The 14,594-nt window shown below is 63.0% G+C and carries 13 protein-coding genes; 5 read left to right on the forward strand and 8 right to left on the reverse strand.

Features of this window, described 5'->3' with window-relative positions:
* Positions 1-35: 35 nt before the first annotated feature.
* The 6 genes from Q1W26_RS18870 to Q1W26_RS18895 form a co-directional block, all read right to left on the reverse strand.
* The gene (locus tag Q1W26_RS18870; protein ID WP_300443254.1) at positions 36-1,598 is read right to left on the reverse strand and encodes a CoA-transferase; all 1,563 of its coding nucleotides are present in this window, start codon (positions 1,596-1,598) and stop codon (positions 36-38) included.
* A 12-nt stretch (positions 1,599-1,610) separates the two neighbouring features.
* A complete protein-coding gene (locus Q1W26_RS18875; protein WP_300443255.1) occupies positions 1,611-2,378 on the reverse strand; it encodes a 3-hydroxyacyl-CoA dehydrogenase in 768 nt (255 codons plus the stop codon).
* A gap of 299 nt (positions 2,379-2,677) precedes the next feature.
* On the reverse strand, positions 2,678-3,928 hold the full coding sequence (locus tag Q1W26_RS18880; protein WP_300443257.1) for a thiolase family protein: 1,251 nt from the start codon (positions 3,926-3,928) through the stop codon (positions 2,678-2,680).
* 4 nt (positions 3,929-3,932) lie between these two features.
* Entirely contained in the window at positions 3,933-4,691 is a 759-nt protein-coding gene (locus tag Q1W26_RS18885) for a crotonase/enoyl-CoA hydratase family protein (RefSeq protein WP_300443259.1), read from the reverse strand.
* Between the two features lie 66 nt (positions 4,692-4,757).
* Positions 4,758-6,623, reverse strand: coding sequence for a feruloyl-CoA synthase (locus Q1W26_RS18890; RefSeq protein ID WP_300443261.1), 1,866 nt, complete (start codon positions 6,621-6,623; stop codon positions 4,758-4,760).
* Between the two features lie 12 nt (positions 6,624-6,635).
* Positions 6,636-7,775, reverse strand: a complete 1,140-nt coding sequence (locus Q1W26_RS18895; RefSeq protein WP_300443263.1) for an ABC transporter substrate-binding protein — start codon at positions 7,773-7,775, stop codon at positions 6,636-6,638.
* Between the two features lie 138 nt (positions 7,776-7,913).
* Here Q1W26_RS18895 and Q1W26_RS18900 point away from each other — a divergent pair, with 138 nt between their 5' ends.
* Positions 7,914-9,722: an acyl-CoA dehydrogenase gene (locus Q1W26_RS18900; RefSeq protein WP_300443265.1), complete on the forward strand. Its 1,809-nt coding sequence runs from the start codon at positions 7,914-7,916 to the stop codon at positions 9,720-9,722.
* Between the two features lie 376 nt (positions 9,723-10,098).
* Here the strand turns inward: Q1W26_RS18900 and Q1W26_RS18905 are convergent, their stop codons facing one another.
* Positions 10,099-11,100 carry an integron integrase gene (locus Q1W26_RS18905; RefSeq protein ID WP_300443267.1) on the reverse strand — a complete coding sequence of 334 codons (1,002 nt, stop codon included), beginning with the start codon at positions 11,098-11,100 and terminating at the stop codon, positions 10,099-10,101.
* 234 nt (positions 11,101-11,334) lie between these two features.
* Here Q1W26_RS18905 and Q1W26_RS18910 point away from each other — a divergent pair, with 234 nt between their 5' ends.
* The 4 genes from Q1W26_RS18910 (at position 11,335) to Q1W26_RS18925 (ending at position 14,201) form a co-directional block, all read left to right on the forward strand.
* Positions 11,335-12,216 carry a hypothetical protein gene (locus tag Q1W26_RS18910; protein WP_300443268.1) on the forward strand — a complete coding sequence of 294 codons (882 nt, stop codon included), beginning with the start codon at positions 11,335-11,337 and terminating at the stop codon, positions 12,214-12,216.
* Positions 12,217-12,430: 214 nt separating this feature from the next.
* Entirely contained in the window at positions 12,431-12,844 is a 414-nt protein-coding gene (locus tag Q1W26_RS18915; RefSeq protein WP_300443269.1) for a VOC family protein, read from the forward strand.
* A gap of 169 nt (positions 12,845-13,013) precedes the next feature.
* A complete protein-coding gene (locus Q1W26_RS18920) occupies positions 13,014-13,754 on the forward strand; it encodes an AraC family transcriptional regulator (protein WP_300443271.1) in 741 nt (246 codons plus the stop codon).
* Between the two features lie 48 nt (positions 13,755-13,802).
* Positions 13,803-14,201 carry a VOC family protein gene (locus tag Q1W26_RS18925; RefSeq protein ID WP_300443272.1) on the forward strand — a complete coding sequence of 133 codons (399 nt, stop codon included), beginning with the start codon at positions 13,803-13,805 and terminating at the stop codon, positions 14,199-14,201.
* Positions 14,202-14,348: 147 nt separating this feature from the next.
* Here Q1W26_RS18925 and Q1W26_RS18930 read toward each other — a convergent pair.
* Positions 14,349-14,594 (reverse strand): hypothetical protein (locus Q1W26_RS18930; protein ID WP_300443274.1); only part of this gene is annotated, 246 nt, incomplete at its 5' end.

The following is a 14,594-nucleotide window of genomic DNA, read 5'->3' on the forward strand; positions in this document are numbered from 1 at the left end:
GGCGGACGCCGCCTTCAAGCGCGGCGCCACCCATGTCAGCGCGCACCCATCAGCGTGGCCAGCTGGCCCCACTCGGGCTGGAACAAGCCGCCTTCCATCAACTGCACGTCGCGCATCAGCGGCGGGAAAGCCATGTGGGCCACGATGTCACGCTCGATGTCGATGCCCGGCGCCACTTCCAGCAGCTCGATGCCTTCGGCGGTCAGCCGGAACACCGCCCGCTCGGTCACGTAAAGCACGGCCTGGCCGATACTGGCCGCGTAGTGGCCGCTGAAGGTGATCTGCTCGACGTGCTCGAGGAACTTGCGGCTCTTGCCTTCCTTGACGATCTTGAGGCGACCGCCATCGACGGCGATTTCCAGCCCGCCAGCGGTGAAGGTTCCGCAAAAAACCACCTTCTTGGCGTTCTGGGTGATGTTGATGAAGCCGCCGCAGCCCACCGGACGCCCGCTGAACTTGCTCACGTTGACGTTGCCGTGGCCGTCGGTCTGGGCCAGGCCCAGGAAGGCCACGTCGATGCCGCCGCCGTCGTAGAAGTCGAACTGGGCCGGCTGCTCGATCACCGCTTCGGCGTTCGATGCATGGCCAAAATCGAGGCCCGCCGCCGGTACGCCGCCGATGGGGCCGGTTTCCAGCGTCAGCGCCATCAGGTGCTCGATTTTCTCCTCGGCGGCGATCGACGCCAGGCCTTCCGGCATGCCGATGCCCAGGTTCACCACCGCGCCGGACTTGAGCTCCATCGCGGCCCGACGGGCGATGATCTTGCGCTCGTCGAGGGGCAGCGCCTGCATGGCGCGGGTCGGCACCTTGATGTCGCCGGCGTAGACCGGGTTGAAGTAGGTGCCCATCGTTTGCAGATGGTTTTCCGGGCGGCCGATCAGCAGGTAATCCACGAGGATGCCGGGAATCTTCACGTCCTTGGGGTGCAGCGTGCCGTTCTTGACGATGTGTTCAACCTGCACGATCACGATGCCGCCGCTGGCCCGCGCCGCCTGGGCGATGGACAGCGATTCCAGCAGCACGCCTTCGCGGGCCATCGACACGTTGCCGTTTTCGTCGGCGAACGAACCGCGCAGCAGCGCCACATCCACCTTGGGATTGCGGAAATACAGCCACTCCTCGCCGTCCAGGTGCACCACCTCGACCAGATCCTCGGTGGCCGCGGCATTCACCTTGGCGCCTTCGATGCGCGGATCGACAAAGGTTTCCAGGCCCACCTTGGTCATGAACCCCGGACGCCGGCCGGCGATCTGCTTGGGCAGTTGCACCAGCACGCCCTGGGGCAGGTTGTAGGCCTCGATCTTGTTTTCCATGATCAGGCGCATCAGCTCCGGCCCGCCAACGCCGAAGTGGCCGCCGACGATGCGCTTGAGCAGGCCTTCACGGGCAAAGTGATGCACGCCGCGATCCTTGCCGTTGCCCACGCCGGTGGCGTGATACAGCGTGAGATCCCGCGGGTGACCGGTGGCCTCGAAGGATTCGCGGATCGCCAGCACCGCCTCTTCGGCAAAGCCGGCAAGGCCCATGCCGGTGCAATAAACCGTGGCGCCGTTCTTGACCAGGTGGCCCACGTCGCCTGCTTTGATAACTCTTGGCATCGTCAGCTCCGCTTACTTGGCCGACAGGCGCACGGCGCCGTCGAGGCGGATGACTTCGCCGTTGAGCATGACGTTCTCGACGATGGAGCGCACCAGCGCGGCAAACTCGGCCGGACGGCCGAGGCGCGGCGGGAAGGGCGTCGCCTTGCCGAGCGAATCCTGCACGTCCTGCGGCAGGGCTTCCATCATCGGGGTCAGGAACAGGCCCGGCGCAATGGCATTCACGCGGATGCCGGAACGCGCCAGTTCGCGGGCGATGGGCAGGGTCATGCCGACCACGCCGGCCTTGGAGGCCGCGTAGGCCGCTTGTCCGACCTGGCCCTCAAAGGCCGCCACCGAGGCGGTATTGACGATCACGCCGCGCTCGCCGTCGGCGTTGGGGCTGCCGGTGGCCATGGCCACGGCGGCCAGCCGGATCATGTTGAAGGCGCCCACCAGGTTGATATTCACGGTGCGCACGAAAGCCTCCAGCGGGTGCGGGCCGTCCTTGCCAAGCACCTTCCAGGCCGGGCCGACGCCGGCGCAGTTGATCAGGCCCTGCAGGCCGCCAAACTGGCGCACGGCCAGATCGACCGCCGCCTGACCGTCGGCCTCGCTGGTGATGTCGGTCTTGGCAAAAGCCACGCGCGCGCCGAGTTCGGCGGCGAGCTGCTCGCCCTTTTCAACGCCCACGTCGGCGATGACGACATTGGCGCCGCCGGCATGCAGGGCGCGAACGGTGGCTTCACCGAGGCCCGAAGCGCCGCCGGTGACGATGAAGGTGGAATCCTGAATGTGCATTTTCTGTCTCCTTCTGATGGCCGGCTCGAGGCCGGCCCAGTCGCTGTTTGTTCTGGGCGAATGAATTCTGTGAAAATGCCAGAGCCATGTAGGTCGGGTTAGCCCGCAGGGCGTAACCCGACACCAACATGAACATCGATGGACACGTCCGATGTCGGGTTACGCTGCGCTAACCCGACCTACCCAAGCTGCGTTGTTGTGCCTGTGCAGGGGCGACTTCAGTCACCCATCCGCGCGTTGAATCACAGGCAAGCCGTTGATCCGTCTCCGCGGGCGACTGAAGTCGCCCCTACCGTGTATCAGGCGCGCTCGACGAGAATCGCCATACCCTGGCCGCCGCCGACGCAGGCCGACGCGATGCCGAACTGCTGGTCGTCCAGCGAGAGCTGGCGCGACACGGTGTGCGTCAGGCGCATGCCGGAGGCACCCAGCGGGTGACCGATGGCGATGGCGCCGCCGCGGGTGTTGGCGCGCTCACGGTCGAGGCCGAGTTCGCGTTCGCAGCCGAGGTACTGGGCGCCAAAGGCTTCGTTGATCTCGACGCGGCCGACATCGGCCAGGCTCAGGCCGGCCTTGGCCAGCACCGCGCGGATCGCCGGCGCCGGGCCCATGCCCATGATCTCGGGCGGCACGCCGGCCGAGGCTCCGCCAACGATGCGGGCCAGCGGCTTGAGGCCGTGGGCGCGCACGTATTCGCCGGATGCCACCAGCACCGCAGCGCCGCCATCGACGATGGCCGAGCTGTTGCCGCCGGTCTGCACGCCCTTGAAGGCGGGCTTGAGCTTTTGCAGGGTTTCGAGGCTGGTCGGCTTGACGTGCTCGTCGCGCCCGAAAGACTGCTGCCGATCGGCAAGCTTGAGAAAGCGGCTCTGGTAGCCCTCCAGGGCAAACTCGGCGCTGGTCACCGCCACCACTTCGTCGTCGAAGTAGCCGCCATCCCACGCGGCGTTGGCGCGGGCAAAGCTCTGGGCGGCGTAGGCATCCACGTCTTCACGGGTGATGCCGTACTTCACGGCAACGTTTTCGGCGGTGTTGCCCATGCCCTGGCGGGTCGCCGGGTCGGTGAAGGCTTCCCACAAAAAATCGCGAAACTCGATCTGCCCCATGCGAAAGCCCGCCCGGTGCGTGTAGGCCGCCACCGGGTTGCGCGACATGGATTCGGCGCCCACCGCCAGCACCACCTGGGCGCTGCCCAGGGCGATCTGGTTGGCCGCCTGCAGGATCGTTTCGAAACCGGTGCCGCAGATGCGCGTGGCCAGCATGGCCGGGGCCGTTGCCGGCACGCCGGAATACAGGCCGATGTGACGCGGCAGGTAGTAGGCGTCGAAACCGGCCTGGGCCATGTTGCCGCCCACCACCGACTGCACCTCGGAGGCCGGAATGCCGCTGCGTTCAAACAGCGCGCGGGCGGCAAAGATGCCCATGTCGATCGGGTTTACATCGCGCAGCACGCCGTTGTAATCGGCAAACGGGGTGCGGGCGCCGGCCACCAGGTAGACGTCGTCGTAGCGGGTAACCAGTGCGCTGTTGGTGAATTCTTCGTAAGCCATGTTCTCAGCCCTTCTTGCGGTTCAGGAAGTCCTGCATGCGACGGTTGGCTTCGTCGCTGCTCTGGGCAATCGCGGCGGCCAGGGATTCGGTGTAAAGGCCGTTGGCCATCGACATGTCGCCGATGTTGGCCACCGCGGTGATCGACGCCCAGTTGGACAGCGGCGCATTGGTGGCGATCTGGGCCGCCAGCTTCATGGCTTCTTCCAGGGCCTTGCCCTCTTCGACGAGGTAGTGCGACAGACCGAGGCGGTAGCCGTCTTCGGCGCTGTAGCGGCGGCCGGTGAGCATCATTTCGGTCATGCGGTCGGGGCCGATGATCTTGCCGACGCGCACCGAGGCGCCGCCGCCGACAAAGATGCCGCGCTGGCCTTCCGGCAACTGGAAGAAGGCGCTCGTGTCGGCAACCCGCACGTGAGTGCTGGTGGCCAGCTCAAGACCGCCGCCCACCACCGCGCCCTGCAGCGCCGACACCACCGGACGGCCGCCGAACTGGATCTTCTGGAAAACCTTGTGCCACCACTGGGAGTGCTGCAGCACTTCGAAGGGCGAGCGGATCTGGTGCTCGGACAGATCGAGGCCGGCCGAAAAGTGCGCGCCTTCGCCGGAAATCACCACCACCGTGGCATCACTGCCGAGGCTGTCGAAGCAGGCTTCGATGTCCTGCAGGAGGCCGTTATTCACGGCATTGCGCTTGGCCGGACGGTTGAGCCGGATGTGGGCAATGCTGTTCTCGATGCTGACCAGGATGTTTTCGTAGTTCATGTTTCTTCCTTGTTGTTTTGGGGCGCGGGAGCGAGTGCTGTTCTCCATTCCCGCGCGGTCCCCTTGTCAGGCCTTGCCGGCCGGCAGCAGGATCACGTCCTCGTCCGGCTGCTCGGAATGGAGTCGCATCACCAGGTCGGCGCGGCGCGTGAGCACCAGGCGCTGGTTGATGTAGCCCTTGTCGGTAATCTCGCCGGCGTCGATGGAGGGCGGCTCGACCAGAACCATGGCCCGTGCCGCGTAGCCGGCGGAGCCGCCGCCGCTCTTCTTGAGCGTGGCGAGGCCGCGGGCCACCATGGCGCGCACCGAGGGCTGGCGCAGCAGCACCTCGACAGGCGCATCGGCCGGCAGGTTGGCCGACAGCTTGCGCAGCTCGGGCACGTTCGGAAAGATCAGAAAACCGATCTCGTCGCCGTTGTGGCCGGTGACGACGATGTCCTGGGCCATGGGCACCAGGGCATCGAGGCCTTTCATGCGCAGGCTGCCCACGTGCACCCAGGTGCCGGTGACGAGCTTGAAGTCTTCGCCCACGCGGCCGTCGAACAGCAGCCCCTTTTGCGGGCGGGCGCTATCGACGAACTCGACCGCATCACCGATCTGGTAGAAGCCTTCTTCGTCGAACGCCGCCTTTGAAAGCTCGGGCAGCTTCCAGTAGCCGGGCATCACGTTGTGGCCGCGCACGCGCACTTCCATCTTGTCGGCCGAAGGCACCAGCTTGAGTTCGGTGCCCGGAATCGGGATGCCGATCACGCCCGAGCGCTCCGGCGCAAAGTGGCTGTCGGTGCACAGCGGCGCGGTTTCGGTGGAGCCCCAGCCGGAAACCAGCGGCACATGCACGCCGAGGGTTTCCATCGACAGGCGGTTGATCTCGTCGTACAAGTGCTGCGGCAGCGCGGCAGCGGCGTAGAAGATGACCTGCAGGTTCTTGAAGAAAGCCTCACGCAGGGACACATCCTCGTGCAGCGCCGACACCAGCATGTCGAAGCCGCGCGGCACGTTGAGATAAATGGTGGGCGAAATGTCGCGCAGGTTCTTGAGACTGGTTTCGAAGGCGCCCGGCGCCGGCTTGCCGGTGTCGAGATACATCGTGCCGCCGTTACGCAGCACCATGTTGAAGTTGTGGTTGCTGCCGAAGGTATGGCTCCACGGCAGCCAGTCCACCACCACCGGCGGGTTCTGTTCGAGGAAGGGCCAGATCTGCGCCTTGGCCTGCTGGTTGGAGCAGATCATGTGCTGGGTGTTGATCACCGCCTTGGGCGCGCCAACCGAACCGGACGTAAACAGGAACTTGGCGATGGTGTCGCCATTCACGGCGGCATAGGCCGCATCCACGGCCGCTGCGTCGGTACGCTCGAGCAGCGTCGAGAAAGGCACCGCGCCCTCCCCCGCGCCGCCCGCACTGCCGGCCACCACCACGCCGTCATGCAGCGGGGCGATGGCGGCCAGCGCCGGCGCAAAGCGGGCGTGGTTCTCGACGAAGATCACGCCCGGCGTGATGTGCTCGATGTTGCTCTTGAGCTTGGCAAAATCCTTGGACACCAGCGAGTAGGCCTGGGAGATCGCCGACACCGGCACACCCACGTGCATCGCGGCCAGCATCAGCACCGCGTGCTCGACGCTGTTGTCGGACAGCACCACCACCGGCCGATTCACCGACAGGTTCTGGCCCAGCAGCCAGGTGCCCACGGCACGCACGCGGACCAGGGTTTCGGCGTAGCTCAGGCGAACCCACTCGCCGTTGGCGCCGCGCTCGGCCATGAAGGTGCGCTCGGGCGCCTCCGCGGCCCAGCGCTCGAGGCTCTGGCCCAGTTTGTCGGGAACCGCCCCGAGGGGCATCGGCGAGCGCAGCACGCGGCTGCCGTCGGCGCGGTGCTCCACCAGCACGGTGGCCGGGGCGAACAGCTTGGCGGGATCACGAATGATCGTAGTCATCGTCCGCGCTCCTTACTTGGAAGGAAGAATCTTCCAGTCGCCGCCCTGCACGCGCACCAGCACGCGGGCACGCTCGTCGAGGCCGAAGTGGTCGTTGGCGCTCATGTTGAACACGCCGTGGGCACCGGCCACTTCACGCTCGGCTTCGATGGCGTCACGCAGGCCCTTGCGGAAAGCGGGCGTGCCCGGCTTGCCGGCCTTGAGCGCCGAGGGAACAGCCTTCTCGATCAGCTTGTAGGCATCAAAGGCGTAAGCGCCGAAGGACGACACGCTGCCGGCACCGTACTTGGCCTCGTAGAGCTTGATGTATTCCAGCGCCGGCTTCTTCGACGGGTGCGAATCGGGCAGCTGGCTGGCCACCGCAACCGGGCCGATCGGCAGGATGCCGCCTTCAACCGCCTTGCCGCCCACCTTCAGGAACTCTTTGTTGGCCGCGGCGTGGGTTTGATAGATCTGGCCCTTGTAGCCGCGCTCGAACAGCGTGGTGTGGGGCAGCGCAGCCGGGGTGCCGGAACCGGCGATCATCACCGCGTCGGGCTTGGCCGCAACCACCTTGAGCACCTGGCCGCTCACCGAGGTATCCACGCGGTTATAGCGCTCGACAGCCACCAGCTTGATGCCGGCGGCTTCGGCCGCGGCGGTGATTTCCTTCAGCCACACTTCGCCGTACGGGTCGTTGAAGCCGATGAAGCCGAGGGTCTTGACGCCGCTTTGCTGCATGTGGCCGACCAGCGCCTTGGCCATCAGCGAGTTGTGCTGCGGTGCGCGAAAGACCCACTGGTTCTTGGCCGCCGGCAGATCCACCGGGCACATCGCAACCTGCGGCGTGGCGGTTTCGTTGGCCACTTCGGCCATGGCCGCGCAGGCCGGGGTGGAGGACGAACCCACCAGCACATCCACCTTGTCTTCGGTTACCAGCTTGCGGGCGTTCTTGGTGGCCTGGCCGGGATCGGTGCCGTCATCGAGCACGATGTAGTTGATCTTCTCGCCGGCGATGCTGGTCGGCAGGATCGCGAAGGTGTTTTTTTCAGGAATGCCGAGGGACGCCGCGGGGCCGGTAGCCGACACGGAAACGCCGATATTGATATCGGCCTGGGCCATGCCGGACAGGGTGGCCAGGATCAGGGCGGGCAGCATGCGTTGGGTTTTCATCGTGTCTCCTCCAGTTGGAAGTGTGCCGGCTCTTGGGCCGGGCGTGTATCAGATATGAGATTTTGAACCGCAGAGAAAATATACTTTACAATACACCCGCAACGCAAGAGATCTTATTTGATATTTAAGGAGGAGACTATGTCCAACTACCAAGCCCCCCTGCGCGACATGCGCTTCGTCATTCATGAGCTGGTCGAAAGCCACAAAATTTGCGCCCTGCCCGGCTACGCCGACTGCGACGCCGACCTGATCGACGCGGTGCTCGAAGAAGCCTCGCGCTTCGCCGGCGACATCCTGTCGCCCCTCAACCCGGTGGGCGACCGGGACGGCGCGCGCTGGCTGGCCGGCGCCGACGGCAAGGGCGAAGTGCGCACCGCCGCCGGCTTTGCCGACGCCTACAAGCAGTTCGCCGAAGGCGGCTGGATGGCCCTGCCCTGCCCGCCCGATCACGGCGGCCAGGGCCTGCCGCGCCTCCTGGCGGTGGCCGTGAGCGAAATGTGGAAGTCGGCCAACCTGTCCTTCTCCCACGTCATCACCCTCACCCACGGCGCCATCGAGGCACTGATGATCGCCGGCTCCGACGAACTCAAGGACACCTGGCTGCCCAAGCTCGTGTCGGGCGAATGGACCGGCACCATGAACATCACCGAGCCCCAGGCCGGCTCCGACCTGGCCGCCATCGCCTGCCGCGCGGTGCCCCAGGCCGACGGCAGCTTCCGCATCAGCGGCCAGAAAATCTTCATCACCTACGGCGACCACGACATGGCCGCCAACATCGTGCACCTCGTGCTGGCCCGCACGCCCGACGCCCCGGCCGGCGTCAAGGGCCTGTCGCTGTTCCTGGTGCCAAAGTTCATCCTCGACGAAAGCGGCAAGCCCGGCGAGCACAACGACGTGTATTGCACGTCCATCGAACACAAGCTCGGCGTGCACGGCAGCCCCACCACCACGCTGGTCCACGGCGACCATGGCGGCTCCACCGGCTACCTCATCGGCCAGCTCGGGCGCGGCCTCGAAATCATGTTCGTGATGATGAACTCGGCCCGCCTGTCGGTGGGCACCGAAGGCCTCGGCGTTGCCCAGCGCGCCTGGCAGCTGGCCTCGGAATACGCCAAGGACCGCGTCCAGGGCACCGACATGACGCAAAAAACCGGCGAGCGCGTCGCCATCGTCCGCCACCCGGACGTGCGCCGCCTGCTGATGACCCAGCAAAGCCACACCGAAGCCATCCGCGCCCTGGCCTACACCATCGCCGCGCTGCAAGATATTGCCCACCAGTCGCAAGACCCCGACGAGCGCGACAGCGCCCACCGCCGCGTTGAACTGCTGACCCCGGTGCTCAAGGGCTGGAGCACCGAAAGCTCGGTGGAACTCACCTCGCTGGCGATCCAGATCTTCGGCGGCATGGGCTTCGTCGAGGAAACCGGCATCTCCCAATACATGCGCGACGCCCGCATCACCCCGATCTACGAAGGCACCACCGCCATCCAGGCCGCCGACCTCGCCGGCCGCAAGATCGCCCGCGACGGCGGCAAGGTGCTCGCCGCCCTGGTGGCCGACATGCGCGCGGATGCGGCGGCCCTGGTGGATTCCGGCAACGCCACGCTGGCCGCCATCGGCACCCGCATCGGCAACGGCCTCGCCGACCTGGAAGCCGCCACCGCGGCGCTGCTGGAAAAAATGGCCACCCAGCCCGCCGCCGGCCTGGTGGTGGCCGAACCCTTCCTCAAGCTGTTCGCCACAGTGGCCGGCGGCTGGCTGATGGGCAAGGCCGCACACAAGGCAGTCACCGCCATCGCCGGCGGCAGCGACGACCCGTTCTACAAGAGCAAGATCGCCTCGGCGAAGTTCTACGCCGATCACATCCTGACCCGCAGCAGCGGCCTGCTGGCAACGGTGCAGGCGGATAACTCGCTGCTGCTGGAGATGGCGGACGAGGGGTTTTAAGGCCGAAATGCCGGGGTGGGCGGAACACTGCCGGCCCCGGCGCAGGCTGCAGCCCGGGGCCGGGCGGCCCACCCAGCGGGCGGCCTGGCACGGTAGCTTTTCCCATCATTTGGAGACCGGCGCATTCGATGGGCTGCCGCCATCGAATGCGCCGTCGTCACCATCGTCTGCGCCAACGTCAGGCTGGGCACTCTTCCATCCGTGCGCTGAGAATGGCATCGCGGATGCATGCAAGAGGCACTCAAGCGCGGGCAGCATTCGGCCAGGAGCGGACACAGGGAGCAGATTCCGAAACCGGCCGTTCTATCCGGCCCCGATGGCCTTCGGGCAGGGGTGGTGAATTCACCAGGATTGACTTGCGCCGCCCTAGCTTTCGCTAAAGGGGCGGCAGCGTGTCAAGAGGTGATCGCACTCCGGCACCGCCAACTTTCAGCACATGCGTGTAAATCATCGTCGTGGAGACGTCGGAATGGCCGAGCAGGTCCTGCACGGTTCGAATGTCGTAACCACTGCGGAGCAAGGCCGTCGCGAACGAGTGGCGCAGGGTATGCGGTGTGGCTGGCTTCGCGACACCTGCTTGTTCTACGGCACGTTTGAAGGCGCGCTGAAAGGTCTGGTCATACATGTGATGGCGACGCACGACACCGCTCCGTGGGTCGGTCGAATGCGTGTGCTGCGCAAAAACCCAGAACCACGGCCAAGAATGCCCGGCGCGCGGATACTTCCGCTCAAGGGCATCGGGAAGCGCAACGCCACTGCGGCTGTCCGCCTGGTCCTGCAGCCACCATGCCCGTGCACGCGCCACCTGCTCGCGCAGGCCGTGCGCCAGGCTCTCGGGCAACATCAGTGCCCGATCCTTGGAGCCCTTGCCCTCCCGCACGATGATCGTGCCGTGATCGAAATCCAGATCCTTGACCCGCAGTTGCAGGCCCTCGCTGATCCGCATGCCTGTTCCATAAAGAAGCTGGGCGAACAAACGATGCTCGCCTTCCAAAAAACCGAGGATGCGAACCACCTCATCCGGGGTCAGCACGACCGGCAAACGGCGTGACGGCCGCGGTCTTCCGATCTCTTGAAGCCAGGGCAGATTTGCGCACAGCACCTTGCCATAGAAGAACAGCAAGGCCGCCAATGCCTGACGATGCGTGGATGCCGAAACCTTGCGCTCGTTCGCCAGCCAGGACAGAAATGCCTCGACTTCGCTGCTGCCCAAGGTTGCAGGGTGACGCAAACCGTGGAAACGGATGAAGGCACGAACCCAGTGGACATAAGCCTGTTCGGTTCGTAAGCTGTAATGCAGGTAGCGTATGCGCTCACGCAACTGGTCGAGAACCTTGACCGAGCGCAGCGGCGGTAACGGTGCAGTGCTGGTTTTCATGGCTTGTTATGACTGTTATTTTGTACAGTCTATGCCTCGTACATTCAGGCGGCAAGCGCATTACGACGCAGGTCGGTGTTCGATGTTACGGAGCAGCGCCGATGTTACACAGCAGGGCAGTCGCCCTAAAACAAAGTTAGGCAGCGCAATCAACAGTCTTGGCGCCCCAGCTGTCCTGAACACGCTGACGCCGCAACCGACTCATCAATCCGATGAGGTTTCCAGGGAGGAAGAGTGAAGAGTTTTCAAGCAATATTATTCGCAGCAATCGCCGCAACTGCCGGATTTACAGCAAACGCTCAGCCAGCCAATGATGAGGTACTTGTTGGCCCCGTACCAATTGCGGTGGACGCACTTGGCACGACAGTTACAACTGAAGTTTCAACGTACTTTCGAGTTATTACAAAGCCAGACGGAATTTATTTGGATGCGAGAGTCATCGGCAACCTGAAAGATGCCCAAGCGAAATTTCCGACCCTGATCGACAAACTTGACTACAACCGAGACAACTGCAAGAGCTATAAACCTGACAATATTGTTCCAAATATCGGGCGACGCGCGCTCGATTCCGATGGTGCCAAGGCCGTAATCAAGCTGGGCGGTAGTGTTGAGGTCTGGAGTTGCTTCGAGAATCCCATTCCCGCAACAAAGCTGGTTTGGAAGGTAAAGCAGATTGGATTCTTCAAGACGAAGGTGCCTGTGATTGAAACTTCTCCCGGCAGTCCACTGAAGACTAGAACCTTGTCTCAGTCCTTCGACACAAGCATCCCGATTTCTCTGAAAATACTCGCAGATAATTCAGTAAGCGCCGTTATCGAGAAGCCAAGTACAAACTTGAATGGATCGATAGCTTCAGTTGCTCAAACTCTTGCATGGCTCTTCGGGTTCGACATCGATTCGAAACTGAAAGCAATTATTGACAAAAGTATTGACCCGGCCACGCTTGTTGCAGCAATCCCAGAGGAATATTCAGCGCTGTCCCCAAAAGTAATCTCAGCACAATTTTCAAATGTCAACGGCGATTTAACAACCATTTTGTCATTGTCCGCAAAAATTCCAACTGAGAAGATCAATGAGTTTGTTTTGGCGCTCGTGACACATGCAAAGAAGAAGTAGCGCTGCCTAACCCCTCGCTCAAGCTGAGCACCAACGGCGTGCCACGCTGGCCGGCAAGCGCAGGGCCTTCGGCCCATTTTTCGCTTGCCGGCCAGCGCGTCACACCGTTGGCGCCAGCTTAGCTCGAACGTTAGGCTACTTGCAAAGTTCACTGTATGCACATACAGTTATGGGGTGCCATCTTGCACACCAAACCAACTTTAGGACTCCCCGCATGCTTGACCACATGACATTTCGCGTGACTAATATTTCTCGGGCCAAAGCGTTTTACAGCGCAGCCCTGGCACCGCTGGGTTACAGCGTATGCTTCGAAGGCAATTACGGTTCAAACATGCTTGGTCTGGCCTACCCAGACGCATCTGAGCCTGACGGCAAAAAGGCCGATGTGTGGTTCATCGACGGGCCTTCGCCGTATGGCGGTCCAACCACAACATCTGGTTGCCACCTCGCATGGCGCGCAAAAAATCGTGCGCAAGTACATGCCTTCTACAAAGCAGCCATTGCCGCTGGCGGAAAAGACAATGGAGCTCCTGGCCTACGTCCTGACTATCATGCAAACTACTATGGAGCATTTGTCATTGACCCTGAGGGCAACAACATTGAAGCGGTCTGCCATTTGCCCGAATAATCGACATATAGAGCACACCCACCATAGCATTTTGGAATTGCCGTGTGCAATATCGTCCCTCCGTGCCTGAGCCTAACACTACGCTCAACCCGACCTGCGCAAAAAGCCGCGCAGTCGGGTTAGCTCCACGTTAGGCCTCGCCACCGAAACTTCGCGCGACTGATCGCCCATGTATTTCCCAACTCCCGACGGATTCTCGGTTCATGGACCTGCTGTGCGCTATACCGAGCTCCCCCCCACCGACGATCTGTCCAACGTGGTTCACTGCTTCTGGGAGCTTCGGACGCTTGCCACGTTGCCCGAGGATTTTCTCTATCACGCACTACCCGATGCTTGTGTGAACCTCTTGTTCAACCTGGCCGACACCGAGATCGCCGGAGTCACCGCACTGCATACCGAGGCCACGACACTCAATCTCGGCACATCGTTCCACTACGTGGGCGTGCAGTTCTATCCAGGGGTATGGCAGGGGGATCGCAACGACATCTTGGACAGATATGTCGGCGCACCCTACCGAGGTACATTGCCGCTGGTGCAGACAGCTCAGCGGCTGGCGAGCCTTGAATTCACCGAGATGGCGCCAGCGCTGGCTGAACAGGTGCGGTGGTGCATGACGCATGGCTACGTCTGTGTGAATACAGCCATTGCGCGCATCCTGTTGAATCTTGACGCCATCCGATCGGTAGCCGATATGGCGGCGCTACTTGAAATGTCCCCCCGGCAACTGCAACGCATGCTCAAGCGACAAACTGGCTTCGCGCCGCATGACCTGCTGAAAGTCCTGCGCGTGCAGCAGGCCTTCCGCAAGCACTATCTCGATCTGTACGCCGATCAGGCCCATTTCATCCATGCCTTCAAACAGGCCATCGGCTACACCCCGGTGCAGTACCGCAAGCGCTTCGGTGTCTGATCCATACAAGACTGCGCAATGCAAGACCGCTAGCCTCACGGATTTACCGTGAACAAGGAGCTTGCGATGAATAAGCCGAACGCGATTGGCTGGTTTGATTTATATGTGGAAGACATGGACCGCGCTGTGGTCTTCTACGAGGCCGTCTTCCAGCAGAAGTTGGAATCGATTGGCGATCCGACCGGAGAGACTTTGATGCGGAGCTTTCCCGCGGACATGGGCGCATACGGCGCAGCCGGCGCTCTGGTCAAGTCTCCCCATGCCCAACCGGGGCCGGGCGGCACCCTGATCTACTTCAGTGTGGACGACTGCGCCGTGCAACAAGCACGGGTCGTGGCAGCTGGCGGCAAGGTCTTGCGCCCCAAATTCTCCATCGGCCAGTTCGGCTGGGTGACGCTATGCCTGGATACTGAGGGGAACATGTTTGGACTGAACTCGATGCGGTAAAGTTGGCACCACAGGTGAGGCCTAACAATTCATTCAAGCCGACGCCGCTTCGCGGCGCGGCTTAATTCAGGCGTTGAACGACAGCTTTCCTCAAAGCTCAACGGCGGCATTGGGTCGGGACTTGCCTGTCAGTTCAAGCCGGTCGGGTTAGCTCAGCGCAACCCGACATTCCCCAAGCACTATCGACGCACCATCGTTCCCGGCGGCACCTTCTTTTTCACTCTTGTGACGGATCGTAGCCAACCTGTTCTGGCGTCGGATGAATCCGTCGATGTTCTGCGCAATGCCTTCCGAGTCGTTCGCCAATCGCATCCATTCGGCTCCAGCTTCGTCCGCTTGTAAGCACCCGGCAAACCCATCTTGCCCGTGTGCTTCAGAGCGAAGCTGCGTCAG

Origin of the sequence: Zoogloea sp. (genome assembly GCF_030157465.1) — a bacterium.
Lineage (GTDB): Bacteria > Pseudomonadota > Gammaproteobacteria > Burkholderiales > Rhodocyclaceae > Zoogloea.